This window comes from Actinacidiphila yeochonensis CN732 (assembly GCF_000745345.1).
In the GTDB taxonomy this organism is placed as follows: domain Bacteria; phylum Actinomycetota; class Actinomycetes; order Streptomycetales; family Streptomycetaceae; genus Actinacidiphila; species Actinacidiphila yeochonensis.
On sequence record NZ_JQNR01000005.1, the window covers coordinates 2,358,161 to 2,380,772 of the forward strand.

At 73.5% G+C, this 22,612-nt stretch carries 20 protein-coding genes; 7 read left to right on the plus strand and 13 right to left on the minus strand.

Annotated features, from left to right (window positions below):
* Positions 1 to 11 precede the first annotated feature (11 nt).
* The 3 genes from BS72_RS21980 to BS72_RS21990 all read right to left on the minus strand — a co-directional run bounded on the left by BS72_RS21980 (position 12) and on the right by BS72_RS21990 (position 4,030).
* The gene (locus BS72_RS21980) at positions 12 to 995 is read right to left on the minus strand and encodes an ABC transporter permease (RefSeq protein ID WP_037912871.1); all 984 of its coding nucleotides are present in this window, start codon (positions 993 to 995) and stop codon (positions 12 to 14) included.
* Positions 996 to 1,096: 101 nt separating this feature from the next.
* On the minus strand, positions 1,097 to 2,884 hold the full coding sequence (locus tag BS72_RS21985) for an ABC transporter substrate-binding protein (RefSeq protein WP_051951412.1): 1,788 nt from the start codon (positions 2,882 to 2,884) through the stop codon (positions 1,097 to 1,099).
* Between the two features lie 111 nt (positions 2,885 to 2,995).
* Positions 2,996 to 4,030 (minus strand): ABC transporter permease, encoded by a 1,035-nt coding sequence (locus BS72_RS21990; protein ID WP_037912874.1) that lies wholly within the window; start codon positions 4,028 to 4,030, stop codon positions 2,996 to 2,998.
* Positions 4,031 to 4,474: 444 nt separating this feature from the next.
* On the opposite strand from BS72_RS21990, the gene BS72_RS39610 reads away from it, so the two are divergent.
* Entirely contained in the window at positions 4,475 to 5,716 is a 1,242-nt protein-coding gene (locus tag BS72_RS39610; protein WP_037912875.1) for a hypothetical protein, read from the plus strand.
* 39 nt (positions 5,717 to 5,755) lie between these two features.
* On the opposite strand, the gene BS72_RS22000 is transcribed toward BS72_RS39610, so the two are convergent.
* On the minus strand, positions 5,756 to 8,011 hold the full coding sequence (locus BS72_RS22000) for a S9 family peptidase (protein WP_037912876.1): 2,256 nt from the start codon (positions 8,009 to 8,011) through the stop codon (positions 5,756 to 5,758).
* 280 nt (positions 8,012 to 8,291) lie between these two features.
* Here BS72_RS22000 and BS72_RS22005 point away from each other — a divergent pair, with 280 nt between their 5' ends.
* The 4 genes from BS72_RS22005 to BS72_RS22020 all read left to right on the plus strand — a co-directional run bounded on the left by BS72_RS22005 (position 8,292) and on the right by BS72_RS22020 (position 12,799).
* Entirely contained in the window at positions 8,292 to 8,486 is a 195-nt protein-coding gene (locus BS72_RS22005) for a hypothetical protein (RefSeq protein WP_037912878.1), read from the plus strand.
* Positions 8,487 to 8,881: 395 nt separating this feature from the next.
* Complete coding sequence (mshB, locus tag BS72_RS22010) at positions 8,882 to 9,814, plus strand: N-acetyl-1-D-myo-inositol-2-amino-2-deoxy-alpha-D-glucopyranoside deacetylase (RefSeq protein ID WP_051951414.1); 933 nt, start codon at positions 8,882 to 8,884, stop codon at positions 9,812 to 9,814.
* A 44-nt stretch (positions 9,815 to 9,858) separates the two neighbouring features.
* Positions 9,859 to 10,236 carry a DUF6113 family protein gene (locus BS72_RS22015; RefSeq protein ID WP_037917125.1) on the plus strand — a complete coding sequence of 126 codons (378 nt, stop codon included), beginning with the start codon at positions 9,859 to 9,861 and terminating at the stop codon, positions 10,234 to 10,236.
* Between the two features lie 151 nt (positions 10,237 to 10,387).
* The gene (locus BS72_RS22020; RefSeq protein ID WP_037912883.1) at positions 10,388 to 12,799 is read left to right on the plus strand and encodes a VanW family protein; all 2,412 of its coding nucleotides are present in this window, start codon (positions 10,388 to 10,390) and stop codon (positions 12,797 to 12,799) included.
* A 22-nt stretch (positions 12,800 to 12,821) separates the two neighbouring features.
* Here BS72_RS22020 and BS72_RS22025 read toward each other — a convergent pair whose 3' ends face one another.
* The 8 genes from BS72_RS22025 to BS72_RS22060 form a co-directional block, all read right to left on the minus strand.
* A complete protein-coding gene (locus BS72_RS22025) occupies positions 12,822 to 13,265 on the minus strand; it encodes a hypothetical protein (protein WP_037912885.1) in 444 nt (147 codons plus the stop codon).
* 217 nt (positions 13,266 to 13,482) lie between these two features.
* The gene (locus BS72_RS22030; RefSeq protein ID WP_051951421.1) at positions 13,483 to 14,142 is read right to left on the minus strand and encodes a hypothetical protein; all 660 of its coding nucleotides are present in this window, start codon (positions 14,140 to 14,142) and stop codon (positions 13,483 to 13,485) included.
* Between the two features lie 464 nt (positions 14,143 to 14,606).
* Positions 14,607 to 15,347 (minus strand): ABC transporter permease, encoded by a 741-nt coding sequence (locus tag BS72_RS22035; protein WP_037912887.1) that lies wholly within the window; start codon positions 15,345 to 15,347, stop codon positions 14,607 to 14,609.
* Entirely contained in the window at positions 15,344 to 16,384 is a 1,041-nt protein-coding gene (locus tag BS72_RS22040) for an ABC transporter ATP-binding protein (RefSeq protein WP_051951422.1), read from the minus strand. The genes BS72_RS22035 and BS72_RS22040 overlap by 4 nt, the downstream gene beginning before the upstream one ends.
* A 146-nt stretch (positions 16,385 to 16,530) precedes the next feature.
* Positions 16,531 to 17,172: a response regulator transcription factor gene (locus BS72_RS22045; RefSeq protein ID WP_051951427.1), complete on the minus strand. Its 642-nt coding sequence runs from the start codon at positions 17,170 to 17,172 to the stop codon at positions 16,531 to 16,533.
* A gap of 135 nt (positions 17,173 to 17,307) precedes the next feature.
* The gene (locus BS72_RS22050; RefSeq protein WP_198545934.1) at positions 17,308 to 17,637 is read right to left on the minus strand and encodes a nuclear transport factor 2 family protein; all 330 of its coding nucleotides are present in this window, start codon (positions 17,635 to 17,637) and stop codon (positions 17,308 to 17,310) included.
* Positions 17,638 to 17,843: 206 nt separating this feature from the next.
* Positions 17,844 to 18,704, minus strand: a complete 861-nt coding sequence (locus tag BS72_RS22055; RefSeq protein ID WP_037912900.1) for a transglutaminase family protein — start codon at positions 18,702 to 18,704, stop codon at positions 17,844 to 17,846.
* Positions 18,701 to 19,744: a GNAT family N-acetyltransferase gene (locus BS72_RS22060; protein WP_078901541.1), complete on the minus strand. Its 1,044-nt coding sequence runs from the start codon at positions 19,742 to 19,744 to the stop codon at positions 18,701 to 18,703. Before BS72_RS22060 ends, BS72_RS22055 begins: the two co-directional genes overlap by 4 nt.
* Positions 19,745 to 19,852: 108 nt before the next feature.
* Between BS72_RS22060 and fdxA the strand changes: the two genes are divergently transcribed.
* A complete protein-coding gene (fdxA, locus tag BS72_RS22065) occupies positions 19,853 to 20,173 on the plus strand; it encodes a ferredoxin (RefSeq protein ID WP_019058397.1) in 321 nt (106 codons plus the stop codon).
* 140 nt (positions 20,174 to 20,313) lie between these two features.
* Positions 20,314 to 21,420: a succinyldiaminopimelate transaminase gene (gene dapC / locus BS72_RS22070; RefSeq protein ID WP_037912905.1), complete on the plus strand. Its 1,107-nt coding sequence runs from the start codon at positions 20,314 to 20,316 to the stop codon at positions 21,418 to 21,420.
* 97 nt (positions 21,421 to 21,517) lie between these two features.
* On the opposite strand, the gene BS72_RS22075 is transcribed toward dapC, so the two are convergent.
* Positions 21,518 to 22,510 (minus strand): hypothetical protein, encoded by a 993-nt coding sequence (locus BS72_RS22075; protein ID WP_051951428.1) that lies wholly within the window; start codon positions 22,508 to 22,510, stop codon positions 21,518 to 21,520.
* Between the last annotated feature and the right edge of the window lie 102 nt (positions 22,511 to 22,612).

The window sequence follows — 22,612 nt, forward strand, 5'->3', positions numbered from 1 at the left end:
GGCTGCCATGGTCATGCGAGCCGGATCCGCGGGTCGATGAGGGCGTACGCGGCGTCGACGACGATGTTGAAGACCACGATGGCGGTCGCGCCGATGAGCATGACGGACATCTCCATCGGCAGGTCCAGCTTCTGCACGGCCTCCACGGACAGCATGCCGAGGCCGTGCAGGTTGAAGGTCGCCTCGGTGATGATGGCGCCGCCGAAGACGCTGCCGAGGTCGATGCCGAAGATGGTGACGATCGAGGCGGCCGCGCCGCGCAGGGCGTAGCGGAAGAAGACGTACTTCGAGCTCATGCCCTTGGCCCGGGCGGTCCTGATGTGGTCCTCGCCGAGCTGCTCCACCAGCAGCGAGCGGGTCTGCCGGCTGTAGTTGGACCAGAAGATCACCGACATCACCAGGCACGGCAGGATCAGCCCGTTCAGTGAGGCCAGGGGGTGCGATCCCCACTGGGGGTCGGCTCCCATCTTCAGCCAGCCGAGGTTGTTGACGAAGAGGGCGATCGCCAGCGGGCCGATGAAGTAGATCTGGACCGAGTTGCCGACCAGCGAGATGGAGCTGGCCAGGCGGTCGAACGTCTTGCCCTGCTGCCATGCCGCCATCATGCCGAGGCCGACACCGATGATCAGGAACGCGGCCGAGCCGCCGACCGCCAGGGACAGCGTGGTGGGGTAGCGGTCCTTCAGCTCCGGCCAGATCAGCTGGTTGTCGGCGAAGGAGTACCCGAAGCAGGGGGCCGGGCAGTTCTGGCCGTCGGGCATCTTGCGGCCGACGAAGATGCCGCGCATGAAGTTCCAGTACTGCTCAAGGATGGGCTGGTTGAGCCCCATGCGCTCCTTGATCTGGCTGAGGATCGTCGGGTCCGAGCAGTTCTTCCCACAGGCCAGCTGGGCGGGGTTCGAGGGAAGGACGAAGAACAGCAGATAGGTGACGAGGCTGATGACCAGCAGGATCACGATCGCGCCCAGCACGCGGCGTGTGAGGAAACGGAGCATCGGCGAGGCTCTTCCAGAGTGGGGCGCGGAGGGGCGGGCCGCGCGGTCAGAGCCGGGCGGCCGGCCCCGGGGGTACCGGGGCCGGCCGCCCGGATGTCGAACTACTTCTTGACGAAGACGGTGTTGGCGTTGATCACGCCGGTCACCGAGTTGTAGGTCACGCCGCCGAGGCCGGCGCCGTAGACGTTGAAGTACTTGTCGAAGAGGAAGGGCACCTGGGCGGTGTCGTTCTTCAGCGAGTACTCGGACAGCGCCTCCCAGTCAGCGGTCTGCTGCTTGAGGTCCGACTCCTTCGAGATGCGGTCGATCTCGCTGTTGATGTGCGAGTCGTTCAGGAAGGAGTAGTTGTTGGTGCCGTCCTGCAGGTTGCGGCCGTCCATCGTCGGCGGGACGACGGTGGAGGCGTTCGGCCAGTCGGAGCCCCAGCCGGTGCGGTAGATGTCGAACTGGTTGTTCACCTTGCCGACCACCGTGTAGTAGGAGGTCGGGTCGATCGGCTTGCGGACGACCTGGAAGCCGGCCTTCTCCAGCGCGTTGGCGATGGTCAGCGAGACGGTCTGCATCCGGGTGGTGTTCGAGTACGGGAACACCAGCTTCGGGTGCGGCTGTCCGGCCTCCTTCAGCAGCTCCTTGGCCTTCTCGACGTTGCCGGCGGGCTCGGTGAGCTTGCCGAACGGGTCGTACTTCTTCCAGCCGGCCATGGTCGGGCTGAGCAGCGTGGTGCCCATGTCACCCTGCTGCGCGCCGCCGTACGCCTGCTGGACCTGCTGCATCGGGAAGGCGTAGGCGATCGCCTGGCGGACGCGGACGTCCTTGATGCGCTTGGTGTTGATGTCGAGGGTCTCGACGTACGGCTGGTACTCGTTGACCTCGCGGCTCTTGTACTCCGGGTTGGTCACCAGCTGCTGCATCACGGACGTGTCGGCCACGTACGACAGGTCCAGCGCGTCCTTGTCGTTGCCGGCGCCGGCCATCAGGCGCTGCGACAGGCTCGGCTGCTGGATGCCGAGGGTGAAGTTCCACGAGTCCGGGTAGGCGTTGCGGATCGGGTCCGTCTTCGGGTCCCAGTACGGGTTGCGCTTGAAGACCAGCGACTTGCCCGCCTTGTAGGAGGCGATCTCGTAGGGGCCCGAGGAGACCGGGTTGTTGTTGTACGAGCTCTTGGTGTCCTTGGACTTCTCGACCGGCGCCGTGGTCGGCATCGCCATCGCGTACGGGGCGTCGGCGTGCGGGTCCTTGAAGTGGAAGACGATGGTCTTGTCGTCAGGGGTCGCCAGGAGGCTGTCCGGGATCTCCTTGCCGTCGTAGGGACCCGTGTACAGCTTCCGGTAGTCCGGGCCGTACAGCCACTTCTGGATCCACTGCGGGCCCTGCGTCTCGAAGCTCGCGTACAGCCGCTCGATGCTGTACTTGATGTCCTTCGAGGTGATCGGCGTGCCGTCCTGGAACTTCAGCCCGTCCTTGAGGGTGTAGGTCCAGGTCTTGCCGCCGTCCGACTCCTTGCCGGTGTCGGTGGCCATGTCGCCCACGAGGATGGTCTTGCCGGTCTTCGGGTCGATCTTGTACCCGGTGAGGGTACGGGCGTAGAGCGGCGAGATCGAGAGCTGGTCGCTCACGTACTGCTGACCGGGGTCGAGGTAGTCGTACCCGGCCTGGTTCAGGTCGTACACGGTGCCGCCCTTGGCGGCGCCGGCCACGGCCGGAGCGGGACCGGTGGAGTCGGCGGCAGTGCCGAGACCGTAGTTCGGGACCGTCGCGGTCGCCGCCGTGGCCGTACCGCCGGTACCGCCGCCGCCGGTGCCGCCACCGCCGCTGCTGCACGCAGCGGTCAGCGAAAGCGCCCCGACAGCCGCCATGGCGGCCGTCACCCGAGCTTTGCTGTATCGCATGAAATCCTGCCTGTCACTGGACTGAACTGCCACCGATGCCGGCGCCCCGGCAGCCCGTCGGTATACGGACCGGTACGACGACCTGGACAACTTGGTTGTGGTGCTGGTGCGTTAGCGGAGGGTCTTCGGGTCGAGCGCGTCCCGGACCGAGTCCCCGAGCAGGTTGAACGCGACGACGAAGAGGACCATCGCGATGCCGGGGAAGAACATGAAGGTGATGTCGTTCTGGTAGTTCTGGGCGCCGGTCTGGAACAGCAGGCCCCAGTCGGGGGTGGGCGGCAGCATGCCGACGCCGAGGAACGACAGGCCCGCCTCAGCGGTCACGAAGACCGGCAGCATAAGCGTGGACTGCACCAGGATGGTACTTCCCAGGTTGGGCAGCAGCTCCTTGCGGATGATCCGCCAGGACGAGGCGCCGCTGATCCGCGCGGCCTCGATGAACTCCCGCTCGCGCAGGCTGAGTACCTGGGCGCGGATCAGGCGGCCGATGCTCATCCAGCCCAGGATGAACTGCACGCCGATCAGCACCAGCGGCCGGACCCACCAGCCCTCGGCGTCGCCCGGCTTCACGAAGAGCGCGATGGCCACCGGGGAGAAGGCGATGAAGAACAGCTGCTGCGGGAAGGACAGCAGGAAGTCGGAGACCCGACCCATGAAGAAGTCGGTGCGGCCGCCGAGGAAGCCCTGCGTGATGCCGAACAGCACGCCGACGAGGACCGACAGGATCGTGACCACGGCGGCGATGGCCAGCGAGTTGCGCATGCCGTACAGCAGCAGCGTGAAGACGTCACGCCCCAGGTTCGGCTCCAGGCCGAACCAGAAGTGGCTGTCGACACCGCCGTTGGGCTTGATCGGCAGGCCGTACTGGTTGAGCAGGCCGGGGGTGTCCTGGCCGTACAGCTCGGTCGGGTTCTTGCCGTAGAGCTTCGCGATCAGCGGGGCACCCACGGAGATCACGATGAAGAAGAGGACGACGCAGGCGCAGACGATGCCCGTCTTGTCCCGCTTGAAGCGCAGCCATGCGAGCTGTCCGGGTGTACGCCCGGCCAGTTCGCCGGCGCCCGCCGTGGACGCCTTGTCGGGCCCACCCTCAGGTTCGAGGGTGAGGCTGCCACCGTTGGCGTCGGCCTGGCTTGGACTCGTCATTGGTTACTTCCCCGGGGACCGAAAGCGTGCTTGCGACGCCTGAAGTGCGTCATGGGTTGAGCGGACTTTCGCAATGGAATCAACTTCCAGTCAAGGGGGGAAGGTATGAAGAAACCTTGTTGTTTGGCATCTTGAGCGAAGATTTTGCAGATTGTCGTCCGTACGTGCTTGACATCCGCCAGGTGAAACGGGCATGTCACCCGTACTGGTGCAGAACGCGTTTACACGCAGGCAACTTTTCCGTCGCAGCTCCGATATACGGACCCGGCAGTCTGAACAACGTACGGCCGTGCGGGTGCCGTAGGCCGGTCGGGCCCCTCAACAGGCCCGACCGGCCGCTCCCGAGGTCCTCCCAAGTCGCCCCCCGAACACCGGGGAAGCGATTGTTCCCCCTGACCCGGCCCGGTATATCTGAGGGTCCGTCGGATCTGAGGGGGAGCCGCCATGCCGCCGTACGCCGGGTATCCCGGGAAGTCGTCAGAAGTCCCGGCGGGAACACCCGGCGCAGCCGGAACTCCCGCCACAACCGTCGCCCCCGCGGGCCGGACCGCCGGCATCGTCCTCAGCCTCGCTCTCCTCGCGGTCGAGATCGCCTGGATCCTCCGCGACATCAAGTCCACCAGCCTGCACAACATGTTGGGGCGGTGGCTCGACTTCGACGTGACCGACCCGCACAGCCGACCAGTCTTCACCACCTGGGTGGACGGCCTGGTACTGGTGGTGCTCGTGGGGTCGGTGGTGGCGGCCAGGCGTTCCAGTGCGCGTGGGGCGTTCGTCACAACCGGGCTCCTGGTCGCCGTGGTCAGGCTGCCGGGCTGCTGGATCCTCACCTCGGACCGGGGCGAGGAGTACCTGATGCACGGGCGGTTGGCGGCCACGTCCTTCTTCGGGGCCCTGGCCGGAATCGCGCTGCTGGCGATCGGCCTCCTCTGGCGGGAGCCGGCCGAGGAGGGCGAGCCCGGTTCGGGGCCGCGGACCGCGCCGGTCCGGCCGCACCCGGGGTGGGCCGTCCTCACCGGGGTGCTGCTCGTGCTGTGCTGCCTCGAAACCGTCGGCTGGCAGGGCTACTGGATCGCCCGGGGATCGCAGGTCGTGCCCGTCCCGCACTACTACCGGGCGACGCTCTTCGGTGCCCGGCTGCTGCCGATCCCGCCGCTGGCCGCCCCGTCCGGGTGGCTGGCCTGGTGGACCGCGGTCCTCGCGGTGGTCGGCGCGGTCGCGGCCTTCCGCCGGGACGCGCTCGTCCGGGTGCTGGGCCTGGTCGTCGGGGCGCGCATGCTGCTCGGTGCCTGGGTGCTGCTCGACTACTGGCACGAGGAGCATCTGCTCTTCACGTTCGGCCGGCTGCCGGACTACGTGAAGGTGGAGCAGCCGTTCACGGTCCTGGAGGTCGTGCTCGGAGTGCTGCTGCTCGTGGTGGCCGGGCTGCGGGACACCGGTCAGCCGAACCTTCCGGCGCGGCCGTGGGGCGGGTCGGCCGGGCATCCCGCTCCGGGGCCTCGGCAGGGCTGGGGGCCGGCCGCCGGGTACGGGCCCGGGGTGCCACCGCAGCCGGCCCAGCCGCCGCAGCCGCCGCGGGGGGCGCCGCCCTATCCCGGCACCGCGTACCCGCCCGGCCCGGCCGTGCCGCCGACCGTGCCTCCGGCCCCGCCGCAGCCGCCTGCCGAACCGCCGGCCGCCGGCTGACCCGTCCGGGGAGGGAGCGGGGGAGGCGGAGGACGGGCGTCAGGCGCGGGGGCGGGAGGACAGCGCGCGCTTGAGGAAGTCGACCTGGAGCAGGAGCAGGTTCTCCGCGACCTGCTCCTGCGGGGTCATGTGGGTGACGCCCGACAGCGGCAGCACCTCGTGCGGGCGGCCCGCCGCGAGCAGCGCGCTCGACAGCCGCAGCGAGTGGGCGACGAGGACGTTGTCGTCGGCCAGGCCGTGGATCACCATCATCGGCCGCGGCGGCAGCGCCGCCCCGACCAGCCCGGCGTCGCCCACCAGGGAGTTGGCCTCGTAGACCGCCGGCTGCTCGGTGGGGTCGCCGAGGTAGCGCTCCATGTAGTGCGTGTCGTAGAGGCGCAGGTCGGTGACGGGGGCGCCGACGATCGCGGCGTGGAAGACGTCCGGCCGGCGCAGCGCCGCGAGCGCGGCCAGGTAGCCGCCGTAGGACCAGCCGCGGATCGCCACCCGGCCCAGGTCCAGCGGGTACTCCTCGGCCACCGCGTCCAGCGCCGCCACCTGGTCGGCCAGGGAGACCGCCGCGAGGTCGTTCGCCACCGCCTTCTCCCAGGCGGGCGAGCGGCCCGGGGTGCCGCGGCCGTCGGCGACGACCACGGCGAAACCCTGGTCGGCGAACCACTGCGAGACCAGGTGCGGGTTGTGCGCGGCGTAGACCCGCTGGCCGTGCGGGCCGCCGTACGGGTCGAGCAGCACCGGCAGCGGGCCGTCCGACCGGCTCCAACCGGTGGGCAGCAGGACGGCGGTGGGGATACGCGACGGGCCGGCCTCCAGCAGCCGCGGCCGGGCCGTCAGCGACGGGGTCTCCGTGTACGAGGCGATCCGTGCGGCCTTCCCGCCGCCGCGCAGCACCCGGGTGATCGGGCCGGGCCGGTCCAGTGCCAGCGAGGTGAGGACCGTCAACTCCCCGGCCCGCACCGCCGTGTGCACCCCCGGCTCGGGGGAGACCCGGGCCGCGCCCTCGGCACCCACCCGGTAGACGTGCACCTCGCCGATCTCCGGAGCGGCCGCCGCCTCGCCCGCGACCGCCGCCACGAGGACGTCCGGGCCGCTCGCGTCCAGCACCGCGCGCACCTGCAACTCCGGTCCGGTCAGCGACCTCTCACCCACCTTCAGGACCCGGACGCCGTCCTCGTCGGTGATCCGCACCAGCTCACCCGAGGGCGTCAGGGCGGGCACACCGGGGAAGAGATCCAGCCAAATTCGATCTTCCTCGGCGGCGAGGACCTCCGTCCCGCCGCTGACCGGGTCCACCGAGAGGTACCGCTGGGCGCGCTGCGCGCGGTTCTGCACCAGCAGCACCGCCGGGCCGGCCGCCGACCAGTGCACCGCCGCGAGATACGGGAACTCCGCCCCGTCCCAGACCACTTCGCGGCGCGAGCCGTCCAGGCCCAGCAGGAAGAGCGTCACCTCCGCGTTGGCCGTGCCGGCCGCCGGATAGGGCACACTGACCGGCGCCCGGCCCGGCTGGGCCGGCTCGGCGATCCACCAGCGCCGCACCGCGGACTCGTCGACCCGGGCGACCAGCAGCGCGCTGCTGTCCGGCGCCCACCAGAAACCCCGGCTGCGGCCCATCTCCTCGGCCGCGATGAACTCGGCCAGGCCCCACGTCACCGACTCGCCCTCCGGCTCGGCCAGCGCGCGGTCCTCCGCGCCGTCCGCGCCCACCACCCGCAGCGCGCCCCCCGCGGCGTAGGCGACCCACTGGCCGTCGGGGGAGAGGTGCGGGTCCACCACGGGCCCGGGGACGGCCAGTTCACGCACGGCCCCGGCCGGCACGCGACGGTCCGCGCCCCCGGCCGCGCCCTCCGTGCCGCTCTCGGGGGCGGCCCCAGGGCTCTCCTCGGCGCTCTCCGGCGCCCCCAGGCCGACCGTGAACAGCCGCCCCGACAAGGCGAACACCGCCGTCCGTACGGCCGCGTCCACCGCGAAGCCGACGATGCCGGCCGACCCCTCGCGGCTCCGCTCCCGCCGGGCCCGCTCCTCCGCCGAGAGCTCCTCCCCGGCCCCGCCCAGCAGGGCGTCCGGGTCCGCCGCCAACCGCTCGCCCCCGCCGGGCAGATCGAGCACCCACAACGCCTGCCGGCCGCCCCCGGCCGAGCCCTCCTCGGCCCCCGCGGCCCCGTCCTCCACCGCCGGCGGGCGGGAGCGGGCGAACGCCACCCGCGAGCCGTCCGGCGCCACAGCGAAGCCCCTCGGGGCACCGAGGGAGAACCGCTGCGTCCTCGCGTACTGCCGCGGGAATGAGAGGTACGTCATACCCGCGACCCTAGAGGGTGGGGCCGACAATCGCCCCTGTATTACGCCCGGTTCCGGTCGCACGCCGCTGACCTGGTACTCCGTCACCGCCCGGCGCGCCGGGCGGAGGCGGTGGGGTGGCTGGATCCGGTCATGCGCCCCCGTGTGCTTCCGTGCTCCGACATATGCGGGGGGACGGAAAGTTATGATCCGTAGCCGTGGGTGGGTAATAAGCAGATGGCATCTGACTGCCGGACCGACCGCACTCGACGGACCCTGCGTACTTGGGAGGTGAGCCGCTGTGGCACTTTCGATTTCGGCGGTGCTGCTGCTGCTGATCATCGTCGTCCTGCTGATCCGTCGCTCCGGTCTGAAACCCGGGCACGCCATCGCGTGCACGCTTCTGGGCTTCTACCTGGCCGGCTCGTCGTGGGCGCCGCAGATCACGGACCTGACGCACAACGTGGCTCAGACCATCTCCAACATCAAGCTCTAGTGCCGCGACCGGCACGGTTCGCCCGGTAGCGAGGCGTCCTGGCGCGGTCAGCCGCAAGGCGCCGAACCGGCCTCGTAGCGGGCCTGCTCGGCCGGTACGGCAACGCGGCGGACGGCCGTGCCAGGGCGGCGAGCGGGGCACACCCTGCCGGGAGCGCCACCAGGGCCTCTGCCCCGCACCCTGCCCCGGCACCGGGCCGCCGCCTTCGGCGGCCGCGGGCCCGGCCGCCGCACCCGCTCTCCGGGGTGCGGTGCCCGGGCCCGGTGCCGCGGGCCGGAGCCCCGTCCGCGGCGGCCCGCACTCCGTGCTCCGCCCCGGGCCGGGGCGTGCTTCCGCCGCGCCCCGGCGCGGTGCTCGCGTCCGGCCGCCGGGCGGGGCCGCGTAGGCTTCCTGGTATGACCGAAGCACCCGGGAGCCTGCCTGACCGGCGCCTGCTCTTCGTCCACGCGCACCCGGACGACGAGACGATCAACAACGGCGCCACCATGGCCAAGTACGCCGCCGAGGGCGCGCACGTCACCCTGGTGACCTGCACGCTCGGCGAGGAGGGCGAGGTCATCCCGCCCGAGCTCGCGCACCTGGCGTCCGACCGTGACGACACCCTGGGACGGCACCGGATCGGCGAGCTGGCCGCGGCCATGGCCGAGCTCGGTGTCACCGACCACCGCTTCCTGGGCGGCCCCGGCCGCTACCGGGACTCCGGGATGATGGGTGTGGCGCAGAACGACCACCCGGCGTGCTTCTGGCAGGCCGACCTCGACGAGGCGGCCGGCCACCTCGCCGACATCATCCTGGAGGTCCGCCCGCAGGCCCTGGCCGCGTACGACGCCGACGGCGGCTACGGCCACCCCGACCACATCCAGGCCCACCGGGTGGCGATGCGGGGCTGGGAGCTGGCCGCCGAGCGCGGGTACCGGGTGCCGCGGGTCTACGAGATGTGCATGGCCCGCTCCAAGGTCCAGGAGGGCTTCGACCGGCTCACCGCGGCCGGCCTCGACGTCCCGTTCAAGGGCGTCGCCGCCATCTCCGACCTGCCCGGCGTCGTCGACGACTCCCTGGTGAGCGTGGCCGTGGACGGCACCGCGTACAGGGACCGCAAGACCGCGGCCATGCGCGCGCACGCCTCCCAGATCGCCGTCGACGGGCCGTTCTTCGCCCTCTCCAACGACCTGGGCCAGCCGCTCCTCGCCGTCGAGTGCTACCGGCTGGCGCACGGCCGGCCTCCTGCCGGGCCGCTGCCCGCGGGCGACCTGCTCGCGGGCCTGGACGCCGCGGAGGCCGCCGTCGCCGACGCCGCTGCCGGTCCGGACGGGGAGGGCGACCGATGAGCCGGCCCGTCCCCTCGTCGCGCAACCAGCCGCTGTACCGGCCGATGGGCTCCAACCCGCTGATGACCCGGGGCGCGCGCGTCACGAGCTACGTCGGCCTCGGGGTGCTGGGGGCCGTGGTGGCGGTCGCCGGGGCACTGGTGCAGGGCGCCTGGCTGCCGGGCGGGGTGCTGCTGGCGCTGGCCGGATGCGTGGCGCTCTTCTTCGGCGGCGCCAAGTTGACCGGCACCCGGTTGGGTACGGTGGTGCCGGCGGCCGTCTGGCTGCTGTGCGTGATCCTGCTGAGCACCTCGCGCCCGGAGGGCGACTTCCTCTTCGCCGCCGGGGTGGGGCCCTACCTGTACCTGCTGGGGGGCGCGTTGGCCGCGGTGATCTGCGCCACTCTGCCCCAGACGCCGCCATCGGACCAGAAACGCACCTGACTTGGCAGGCGGGGGCCGGGGCGTGGTTGGGTGTGCTCAGCGTTCCGCCGGACCCGAGTCGCCGCCCTGCCCAGGTCGGTATGGTGGTGCCGCCGGCGAGCCCCCCGCCGAGTGACCGGCGGGGCGGCGTGGCCAACCGGGAGAGCCTGCTTTGAGTCGTGAAACTGACAGTACGTCCTCTGGCCCGCAGGGGCGCGGAGGCGCCGCGTACCCGTCGGGGACCCAGCCATACGGACCGCGTCCGTTCCCCGCGCTGCACCCGCAGGAGCGGCAGCGCCCGGCCGGCCAGGAGCAGGCCGGAGCCGGGGAGGACACCCCCGACGCGACGGACGAGCCGAAGACCGAGACGACTCTGACCACCCGGATCAGGATCAACATCCCAGGCTCGCGTCCGATCCCGCCGGTCGTGGTGCGCACCACGGTCGACGGCGAGGCGTCCGGCGCCGAGCCGGGCGCGCCGGAGCCCGCTCCCGAGCCGGCCGAGCAGGCCGCCGCGGAGCCGGAGAAGCCGGAGAAGAAGGGGACCAGCGACTGGTTCGCCCCGCGCAAGCCGATGGCGCAGCCCGCCCCGGCGGTGGGCGATGCGCCTGGCGGCGCCGAGAGCGGCTTCGCCGCGGCCCCGCAGACCACCCCTTCCGCCCCCGCGGTGCCCGGCGGCCCGGCGGCCCCGGGCGGCGACTACTTCGGCGGCAACCCCGCCGGGGACGACCTCTTCTCGGGCCCGTTCGCGGCGCCCTACAACGAGGAGGAGACGGCCGCCCTCCCGCTGCCGAACATCGGCTCGCCCCTCGGCGACGGCGCGCGCGGCTCGCACGACACTCAGGGCGCCGGCTTCCCCGGGGCCTTTGACACGGGTTCGCACGCGTCGCCGTTCGACACGGGTTCGCACGCGGCGCCGTTCGACACGGGTTCGCATGCGGCGGGTGGTTTCGACACGGGTTCGCATGCGTCGCCGTTTGATACGGGTTCGCATGCGTCGCCGTTCGATACGGGTTCGCATGCGGCGGGTGGTTTCGACACGGGTTCGCACGCGTCGCCGTTCGATACGGGTTCGCACGCGGCGGGTGGTTTCGACACGGGCTCGCACGAGGTGCCGGAGTTCGACACCGGCACCCACCGCGTCCCCGAGACGGACACCGGCTCGCACCCCGCCCCGGGCTTCGAGACCGGCTCGCACCCGGCGCCCGGCGTGCCCGGCGCGCCGTTCGGGCCCGACGACTTCCCGCCGGGTGTGCCGCGCCCGAACCCCGGCGCGGCGGACGAGGCCGATCCGGCAGGTGTCACACACCCCTCCGGGCCGACCAGCGGCCCGGCCACCGGCAGCATGACGGTGCCGCCGCTCGATGCCACACCGGCGGGGGGTTTCGACCCCGGCCTTCCGCAGGCCGCCCCGAAGGCGCCGAGGCGCCGCGTGGACGGGACCTCCGGCGACACCCTGGTCGGCGGCATTCCCCCGGTGCCACCCGCCGGGGCCGCGCAGCCGCAGCCGCAGCCGCCCGTCACGGCGTCCGCGCCCCGACCGGTGCCGGCACCCGCACCCGCCCCCGTACCGGCACCCGCCCCTGCACCGGCGCCCGGGTCCGCGGCCGGTGGTCCGCCCGCGAAGTCGGCTCCCGCGAAGAAGGGCCGCTCGAAGGTGGCGCTGCTCGGTGCGGGGGTGTGCGCCGTCGCGGCCGTCGCCTACGGCGCCGGGCTGCTGATGAACCACGCCGACGTGCCGAAGGGCACCACCGTGCTCGGCGTCGACATCGGCAACATGAACCAGGACGCCGCCGTCAAGACGCTCGACGACACCCTCGGCGGCCGGGCCAGCGCCCCGCTGGTCCTCACCGTCGACGGCAAGAAGGAGACGTTGAAGCCGTCGGTGGCCGGGCTGTCCATCGACACCGACGCCACCGTCCAGAAGGTCGCCCACGCCGACTACAACCCGGTCACGGTGATCGAGACGCTCGTGGGCCGCACCCACCCGGCGACGCCCGTGATCGACGTGGACGGGGACAAGCTCAGGGCGGCGCTCCAGGGCGTCGCGGGCCGGACCGGCTCGGCGTCGGAGGGCATGGTCACCTTCACCGACGGCACGGCCAAGGGGGTCCCGGGCAAGCCCGGCAAGTCGCTGGACGTGAACGCCGCCGCCGCGCAGGTGTCGGCCGCCTACCGGCAGCGCGCCGCCAGCGGGCAGAACACCCCCATAGCCCTGGCCACCGCCACGGTCCCGCCGAAGGTCACCCAGGCCGAGCTGGACAAGGCGGTCAACGGCTTCGGCAGGACCGCGATGTCCGGCCCGATCACGATCACCGGCGGCGGGCAGCGGATCGACTTCCTCACCACGGTGCCGCAGTTCCTCACCATGCAGGCCGCCCCGGACGGCCAGCTCGCCCCGCACGTCGACCTGAAGGCGCTCCAGGCCCTGTACGGGCAGATCTTCTCCGGCGTGCTGCTGGAGCGCGGCAACGGCTCCAAGACCGCGGTCACCCCGCAGGACGTGGCGACCGCCGTCGTCCAGGCGCTGGGGTCGCAGGGCGCCGGCCGGACCGTCGACCTGTCGGAGACGGCGGGGCAGTAGCGGGTCGCGGCTCCGCCGCCGGTCAGCCGGGGGCCAGGCGCCCGTGGGCGTCCACGGTGGCGGAGCCGACGTTCCCGACGATGGTGTGGCACCGGCCGCCGTCGGTGTGGTGGACCGACACCCGGCCGGTGGTGTCCAGAACGAGGTGCCCGTCCGACGCGACGAGCACCACCCGCACCCGGTGGGTGCCCGCCGTCAGCCCCCGCAACGACGCCACCGGGCGGCGGGGGTTGATCCGCTCCGCGCGGGCCGCGGCGCCGGCCGCCGTGCAGTCCTCCGGGTCCGCGTCCGGGTCCGCGTCCGTGGTCAGGACGCACACCCCCATCCGCGCGGCGCTGCCCGGGTGGGCCGTCGCCCAAGGGCCGGCGTCGATCCTCACCTGCGGGATTCCCGCGAAGGCGGGGCATGCCCGAGCCGAGCCGCCGCATCCGGTCAGCAGGCCCATGGCGCCCACGGCGCCCAGCACGCACGCGGCGACCCCGGACGGCCGCAGAGCCGGGCGACGGCGGCCCCCAGCCGCGCCGCCCCGCCGTCCGTGGGGTCTTCTCGCGCCAAGCGCCCCCAGGGCGCGTTCCTCATGTTCTTCCCGCCTCATGGCCCTGCGACGGGCCCGACCGCGGACGGGTTCCCTCCGGATACCCGGCCGCGGGCGGCCCCACGTCCCGCGCCGCGGCGCCTCGCGGTCAGCCGCGCTGCCACCAGCGGCGCTTGCGGCTCGGCAGCAGCGCTCGGATGGCCGGGCGCATCCGGTCGAAGGGCGCGACGACGGCCGTCGCCGAGGGGGCGCCGTCGTCCGCCGGGGCGGGCAGTGCCACGCCCAGGCAGAGCAGCTTCACCTTGTTCTCCGGCAGGGCCAGGCCGGCGAAGACGGGGGCACCGTCGAAGCCCTCGGGCAGCGCGGGGCCGCTCCAGGTCAGCGGGGCGTCGGGGGCGGGGCGGGAGACGTGTCCGGCCAGCATCCGCTGCGGCCGGTCCGGGTCTCGGTCCGACCCCTCCGCGTCCACCGCGTGGCCGAGGACGTACGCCTCCACCAGCTCCGGGCCGATCGCGGCGATGTCCTCGTCCCGCGCCGCCAGGCCGTCGGTGACCTCCTGGCTCTCCCAGTTCCAGCCCTTGCGTTCGGCGTGCAGGTGCATGTCGACGGTGGGCATCACGGCGACGCCGAGCCCCTCCAGGACGGTCCACCGCTTGGCGAAGCCGCCCATGGCCAGGATGTCCACCGCCTTCTGGGCGTTGTCGACGACCTCGGTGCGCAGCGTGAGCTGCCCGATCTCGTAGCGGGTCCGGGGCGCGGCGGTGACCAGGTACTGGCGGACCACCTCGCGGTCGCCGTCCGACTCCACCAGGTCGTTGAACCAGAACGCGGTGGCGAAGCTGTGGTCGGCGCGGGCCGCCTGGAACGGCAGGGTGGCCCGCCCGGCGACCGAGCGGACCGAGTCCGGGACCAGGCCGCGCGGGCCGCCGTCGGCCGGGGCCCGGCCGGCTGTCCGGCTCCCGCGGGCGCCTCGTGGTCCTGCTCGGGCTCGTCCGCCGCGAGCGGGCCGGTGGAGTCCGGGGCGCCGTGCTCGGCGGCGCCGTCCGGACGGTCCGGTCCCGCTGCCGCGTCCCGCCGTTCCGGACCTGCGGCTGCGTCCGGCGCGGGGGTACCGCCGGGCTCGGGCTCTTCGGACGGTTCGGTGGGCTGGGGGATTTCAGGCACAGCCGGACCCTACTACCCGGCGCTCCCCGTACCGCCCGAACCCCCGCGCGCGGCAGCCGCCGATCCCGGCCGCCCAGCTGCCCGGACCGGCGGCCGCCGTGCGGACGGTCAGGCCCTGCGGGTGTCCTTGCGGTACATCCACGCCGCCGTGCCCGCGAAGATCATCAGATAGACGGCGAGTACCGCGATGTCCTTGGCGTGCGGGGCGTCGCCGAGCACCATGGCCTGGCCCAGGCCCGCGTACGGCTTGCCGGGCAGGTACCCCAGGACCTCCTGCGTCCAGTGCGGCCAGCCCGTGACGGGGATCCACAGGCCGCCCAGGCCGGCGATGACGAAGTAGCAGATCATCGAGATCGGCCGGGCCACGTCCACGGTGGCCAGGTAGCCGATGGCCACCCCGAGCGCGGCGAAGACCAGGCTGCCGGCCCAGGTCGCGAAGGCGATGGCCACCCACTGCCAGGCGTCCAGCCGGATGCCCTTGGCCAGGGCGCCGATCAGCATCACGATGACGATGGACGGCAGGCTGACGGTGGCCGCCGAGGCGATCTTCGCCGTCACGTAGCCGCTGCCGGGCAGCGCGGTCAGCCGCAGCTGGCGCACCCAGCCCTTCTGCCGCTCCTGGGCGATCCGTTCGGCGTTGCCCATCAGCACGGACGTCATCGCGCCGAACGCCGACATCGCCACCATGTAGTAGGCGGCGAAGGTGATGTGGGTGCCGTCGATGACCTTGTCGTTCGGGGTGCCGCCCGCGATGACCAGGAAGAGGATCGACGGGTAGAGCACCGAGAAGAACATGAACCTGCGGTTCCGCACGGTGCGGGCGATCTCCAGCTTGACCAGGGTCTTCATCGGGTCCCCGCCTCCTTGTCGGCCTTCTCGGGCCTGCCGGCCCTGTCGGTGCCGGTGCCGGCGGCGCTGTCGGCACCGGCGCTCTCGGCGGCGGCGCGGTCGGTGATGGCCAGGAACGCCTGCTCCAGGCCGAGACCGGAGACCTCCAGGTTCCGCGGGTACAGGCCCATGGCGTACACGGCGTGCACGGTGGCGTCCGCGTCGTCGGACCGGATACGGACGGTGGGGCCGGTGACGTCCAGGCCCACCACGTGCGGCAGCGCGGTCAGCGCCGGCTCGTCTATCGCCCCGTCGAGATCGAAGGCGATGCGGCGGGCCCCGGCCCGGGCCTTGATCTCGGCGGAGGTGCCGTCGGCCAGCAGCCGGCCCTGGTGCATCACCAGCACCCGGTCGGCGATGGCGTCGGCCTCCTCCAGGTAGTGGGTGGCGAACAGCACGGTCCGGCCCAGTTCGACCTGCGCCCGCATGGTGGCCCAGAACGCCTGCCGGGCGCTGACGTCCATACCGGTCGTCGGCTCGTCCAGCACGATCAGCTCGTTGGCCCCGGCGGTCGCCATCGCGAACCGGACCCGCTGCTCCTGGCCGCCGGAGAGCTTGTTGACCTTGCGGTCGCGGATCTCCGCCAGGCCGGCGGCGGCCAGCACCTGGTCGACGGGGAAGGCGCGCGGGTGCAGGTCGCAGGCGAGGCCGACGATCTCCCGGACGGTGACCTCCTCCATCAGCCCGCCGCTCTGCAGCATCGCGCCCACCAGACCCCGGGCGATGGCCTTCTGCGGGGTGGTGCCGAAGAGCCGGACCTCGCCGGCGTCCGGGTTCTTCAGCCCCAGCAGCAGGTCCAGGGCGGTGGACTTGCCGGCCCCGTTCGGGCCGAGCAGTGCCACGGTCTCGCCCGGATGCAGCTCAAGGCTGAGCCCGGCCACGGCCCTGACGGCGCCGAAGCTCTTGTCGACGTCCCGGAAGGCCACCACGGGGACGGGCCCCGGGCCGCCGCTGCTGCCGGGGCCGTCTGCGCTGGTACTGACGGATGCTGCGGTCATAGCTCCTACTGTCGCCGGGCCGGGGCGTGCCCGGCAGTGCCGCCGGTCGTGTCTTCGGCATGACAGATGTCACGCCCGTCCGCGCCGGTTGTCATCAACGGACCATCCACGGACAGCCAACCGACCGTCCACGGACCCCGCGGGTGCTACAGCCAGCCCTTCTCCCGGGCGATACGCGCCGCCTCGGCCCGGTTGCGGGCGCCGGTCTTCTGGATCGCCGTGGAGAGGTAGTTGCGGACGGTGCCCTCCGACAGCCGCAGCCGGCCGGCGATCTCGGCGTTCGCCGCGCCCTCGGCGGCGGCGTTGAGCACGTCCCGCTCCCGGGCGGTCAGCGGGTCGGCGCCCTCGGCCAGCGCGGCGGCGGCCAGCCCGGGGTCGATCACCCGCCGGCCCCGGAGCACCTGCCGCACCGCCTCCGCGAGCTCGGCCGCGGGCGCGTCCTTGACCAGGAAGGCGTCGGCGCCCGACTCCATCGCCCGGCGCAGGTAGCCCGGGCGCCCGAAGGTCGTGACGATCACCACCTTCACCGACGGCAGCTCGCGACGCAGCTCGGCCGCCGCCTCGATGCCGGTCAGGCCGGGCATCTCGATGTCCAGCACCGCCACGTCCGGGGCGTGCCGGCGGGCGGCCGCCAGCACCTGGTCGCCCCGGGCCACCTGCGCCACGACGTCGATGTCGTCCTCCAGGGACAGCAGCGTCGCCAGCGCCTCGCGCACCATCGACTGGTCGTCGGCGAGGAGCACCCGCACGCCCGTCGTGCCGGAGTCCCCTGGAGGCGTCGCTGTCATGCCGACCAGGGTAGGCCCGGCACCGCCCGGCCCGTCCGCTGGCTCAGGGGGCCGCCGGGGCCTACCGGGTCGACGGCTCGACGACTCGACGGCGTCGACGGGGCCAGGGGCGGCGGGGCGCGGACGCGGGCCCGGTCAACCGGTGATGCGCATGAGCGTGATGTGGGCGTCGTCCACGGTGAAGGTGAAGTCGGACGGCCCGTTGAAGCCCTTGCCGCCGACCTCCGCGCTCACCGTGGTGGTGTCGCCCTCCGTACGGCTGCCGGTGACCCGCAGCGTCACCTCCTTGCCGATGAACTCGGCGTCGCTCCAGCGGCGGATCGCGTCATGGCCGCGGAAGACCCGTCCCCAGTCGTCCACCGCGCCCAGCGGGGCGAACGCGGCGAGGAGGTCCTCGGTGTTGCCGGCGCTGGCCGCCTCCAGGGCGGCGGCGACCGGGATCGGCATCGGGGGAGTGCTCGTCATGCCCGCCCAACGAGGTCGCGCCGGGCCGGTCACGTGCCGCGCGCCCGTACGGGGGCGGGACCGTGGCGGTGCGGGTGCAGGTCCCCGCGCGCGACCGGCCTCCGCGCGCGACCGGTGCCCGCCCTGCGCGGGGGAGCCGCCGTGCCCGCCTGCCTCCGACGGCCCGGGCCGGTGGTACGGGGAGCCGGAACGGCCCCGTCCGGAGGTCAGTTGAGCAGGGCGCGGGCGGCGCGGGCCTCGGACCGGATGGCGGTGGCCGTCTCCGGGTCGAAGGCGCCCACCACGTCCGCGTACTCCTCCATCGCCGCCGCGCCGCCGAGGAAGTCGCCCATCTTGACCAGGAGTCCGGCCCGCTCGTAGCGGAGCTTGGCCGGGTGGCGGGGCAGCAGCAGGGTCAGCTCGATGCTCCACAGCTGGACCGCCATCCGGTCCGGACGGGGCGCGGCCCAGGCGCGGATGTTGCCCAGCACCCGGCGCACCACGTCCAGCGGGTCGGCCGGGCCCAGCGAGGCCAGCGCGGCCCGCGCCGCCCCGGGCGGGCTCCCCGTCGACCGCGCCACCAGCAGGTCGGCGTCCACCGGGGAGAGCGGCCGGCCCCCGTCGAACGGGTCGACGAGGACGAACGGCTCGGCCCCGGCCGCCCCCGCGCCGCCGACGTCGCCCAGCGCCACCACGAAGCGGCCGGGCAGCCCCACCCCGTGCACCGGCGCGCCCGCCCGCCGCGCCACCTCCATCCACACCACCGACAGCAGGATCGGCAGCCCGCGGCGGCGCCGCAGCACCTCCTGGAGGAGGGAGGACTCCAGCCGCCCGTAGTCCGCGTCCGTGCCGTGGAAGCCGTGCCCCGCGCCCAGCACCCGGTGCAGCGCCTCCGCCCACTCCCGGGGGCCGCGTACCCCGTAGGGCATCAGCCCGGCCAGCCGGTCCAGCTCGATCTGCGCCAGGTCGGCGGCATCCCCGTCCAGCGCCGGGTCCGCCTCGGCCCCGATCAGCAGGCACAGCTCGGCGAGGTCGGGCCGCTCCTCCCGGGCCGCCGCCGCGAACCGCTCGCGCACCGACCCGGTCATACCGGAGGGCGCCGGTAGTGGTAGCCGTGGTGGTCGGTGAAGCCCAGCCGCTCGTACAGGGCGCGGGCCCCCGGGTTGTCCGCCTCCACCTGGAGGTGGGCGGCCGTGGCCCCCTCCTCGCGGGCCCGCCGGGCCAGCGCGGCCATCACCGCCGTGGCGAGGCCCCGCCGCCGCTGCTCCGGGGCCACCTCGACCGCGCCGAAGTGCGTCCACCGGCCGTCGACCACCGCCCGGCCGATCACGCCCGGCGCCGCGGCGAACCACACCGACGGGCCGCCCGTCATCACCCGCGCGGCGAGCTCGGCCAGGGCGCCGGTGCGGTGGTAGGCGGCCATCCAGGCGGCGTCCGGGGTCCGGCTGAACGTGAACTCCGGCTGCTCCGGCTGCCCTGGCAGCCCCGGCTCCTCGGCGAGCACCGCCAGCGGGGCCAGCGGCGCGGTGCGCACCAGCGTCGGCGACTCCCGCGACCAGCCCCGGGCGTCCAGCTCCGCCGCGTACGGCGAGGTGTCGGGCAGCTGGACGTACACCGGCAGGCCGCGCTCCCCGTACCAGGCGGCCACCCGCTCCAGCGCCTCGTCCAGCGGCACCCCCGGGTCGCCGACGGCCAGCACCGAGTTGGCCCGCTTGGTGAACCCCTCCCGGCGCGGCGGCCCGCCGGCCGGCCCGCCCGGCACCTCGGCCGCCGCGGCCCGCAGCGTCCACCCGCCCAGCCGCTCCGACTCCAGCGGCGGCCAGGCCCGCGCGGCGACCTCCTCCAGCTCGTCGGCCGTCGCGTCCGGCACCCCGCCGCGGCGCACCGGGGCAGGCGGCACGACCTTGCCGGCCACCAGGGCACGCTCCGCGATCCGGACCGTCCGCCCGTCGCGTCGTGTGACGCACACCACTCCGATGTCCCAAGATGCGAGAACACCGACCGTGTCGGTGAACGTAGGATGCCCGTCGACGATCTCGGCCAGCTGCCGTACCGACACGCGTTTTCCCACGTCAGCGGGGGTGATATGGATTCTGAGGCGTCCTATGGACGAGAAATCCGAGTGCATGCCTGCCCCTCCTGTTCGGATCGTGCCCGGGAACGGAGATACTAGGTGCGGGCATCGACGACGCCGCGCTCCCGCGCGAGATGAGCCCTAACGAGGAGGAACGACAGCGTGACTTACGTCATCGCGCAGCCTTGTGTCGACGTCAAGGACAAGGCGTGCATCGAAGAGTGCCCGGTCGACTGCATCTATGAGGGCTCCAGGTCCTTGTACATTCACCCCGACGAGTGTGTCGACTGCGGTGCGTGCGAGCCGGTGTGCCCGGTCGAGGCCATCTTCTACGAGGACGACACCCCGGAGGAGTGGAAGGACTACTACAAGGCGAACGTCGAGTTCTTCGACGAGCTCGGCTCGCCCGGTGGTGCCTCCAAGCTGGGCCTCATCGAGCGCGACCACCCGTTCGTCGCCGCGCTCCCGCCGCAGAACCAGTGAGCCGCGGCGGCCCGCTCGAAGGGCCGCCCAACGACCGCTGAACGACCTCCGCACCAGCCCGCCGGGTCCCGTACGGCCGCTCACGCGGCAGCCGTGCCGGGCCCGGCGTGCTTTTTCCCGCACCAAGCGAGAGTGAGCACGTGAGCATCTCCGCCCGCCTCCCCGCCTTCCCCTGGGACCGCCTGGAGCCGTACAAGGCCACGGCCGCCACCCACCCCGACGGCGTCGTGGACCTGTCGGTGGGTACCCCCGTCGACCCGGTCCCGGACGTGATCCGCGCCGCGCTGTCGGCCGCGTCCGACAGCCCGGGGTATCCGCTGACGTACGGGACGAAGGCGCTGCGCGAGGCCGCGGCGGAGTACCTGCGCAGGTGGCACGGCGTGGCCGGCGCGGACCAGGCCGCCGTGCTGCCGCTGATCGGCACCAAGGAGCTGGTCGGCTGGCTGCCCACCCTGCTGGACCTGCGCGAGGGCGACCAGGTCGGCCTGCCGGAGCTGGCCTACCCCACGTACGAGGTCGGCGCCCTCGTCGCCCGCGCCGAGCCCGTGGCGACCGACGACCCGGCCGCCGACCTGGATCCGGCCCGCACCCGGCTGCTGTGGCTGAACACCCCCTCCAACCCGACCGGCCGGGTGCAGACCGCGGCCGAGCTGCGGGCCGTCGTCGAGTGGGCCCGCGCCAACGACGTGCTGGTCGTCTCCGACGAGTGCTACATCGAACTCGGCTGGGAGGGCGCCGAGCCGGTCTCCGTCCTCCACCCGGACGTCTGCGGGGACAGCCACCAGGGCCTGCTCGCCGTCCACTCGCTCTCCAAGCGCTCCAACTTCGCCGGCTACCGCGGCGGCTTCCTCACCGGCGACCCGGAGGTGGTCGCGGCGCTGCTGGAGGTGCGCAAGCACACCGGCATGATCGTGCCGAAGCCGGTGCAGGACGCCATGGCCGCCGCCCTCGGCGACCGCGCCCACGCGGTCGAGCAGAAGGAGCGGTACGCCCGGCGGCGGGCCGCGCTGCGCACCGCCTTCGAGGCGGCCGGCTTCCGGATCGAGCACAGCGAGGCCAGCCTGTACCTGTGGGCGACCCGTGGCGAGGACTGCTGGACCACCGTCGCCGACCTCGCCGGGCTCGGCATCCTGGTGGCGCCCGGGGAGTTCTACGGGCCGGCCGGGCAGGAGTTCGTCCGGATCGCCTTCACCGCGACCGACGAGCGGGTGGCCGCAGCCGTCGCCCGCCTCACCCCGGCGGGCTGAGCCCCTCCCTGCCCGCCTCCCGCCCCGCGCCCCGGCCCACCAGGTCCGGGGCGCGGGGCGGCCGCGGAGCAGGCCCGAGGCTCGGCGCCCGAGGGGCTCAGCGGGCCACGGTGAGGAGGACGGGGGAGGCGGCCGCCGAGGCGGAGGCGCCCTTGGCGGCGCCCTTCGCGGTGGAACCCGCCGCGCTCCCCTTGGCCGCCGGCTCCTTCTGCCAGCCGCGTTCGGAGTGCGCGGCCTGCCAGCGCAGGCCGGCGAAGGAGACCTCCTCCAGCTTCAGCGTGTGCGCGTGCGCCACCGCCCACTGGGCCACCGCCCAGCCCCGCTGCTCCTCGGCCGCCGCGGTGCCGCCGCCGGCGGCCGTGGGCACCGCGACCGTCCGCGGGTCGGACTCCTGCCGCGGTGCGACCCGCTTGCCGAACTCCCGGGTCAGCCGCGCCGTCACCTGATCCGCCCGGCCCAGCCGGCCGCCCGCGCTGTAGGGCGTGTCGGCGCCCGTGGTGCAGCTCAGTGCCGCCGGGTCCGCCCCGGTCAGCGCCGCCGCCAGCTGCGTCGCGTCGGTCTCGTGCTTCGCGTACGCCTCCGGGTAGCCGCTGTGCTGCACCTCCTGCGCGGCCACGGTCAGCGGCAGCTTCTCGTACCCGTGGATCTTCACCAGGCTGTCGAAGAACGAGTTCGAGGCGTACACCGGGTCGAGGATGTCCTGCGCGCTGCCCCAGCCCTGCGACGGGCGCTGCTGGAAGAGGCCGAGCGAGTCGCGGTCCCCGCTGCTGAGGTTGTGCAGCTGGGACTCCTGCATGGACGTGGCCAGCGCTATCGTCACCGCCCGCGCGGGCAGGTCGCGGGAGAGGGCGACCGCGGCGATGGTCGCCGCGTTCGCGGCCTGGTCCTGGTCGAGTTCCAGGTCGGCGCCGTCGGTCTTGACGGTGCAGCCGGCAGCCGCCGGCCGGTGGTGGTTGGTGAGGACGTAGACGAGCACACCCGCGACAGCGAGCAGCACGAGCAGCGAGACGACGAGACGCAGGCCGCAGCCGCGGCGCTCGCCAGGAGGACGGGAAGCTGCCTTCCCCGCGGGGGACGATGGCGCGGGCACGGCCGAACCTTACCGAAATCCGCTGTGTCCCCGCCCCGCCCGGCGGGGCGCGCCGCCCCGCGGGTCCCGCCTCCGCCCGGCAGGTTCGGGGCACCGCGGTCG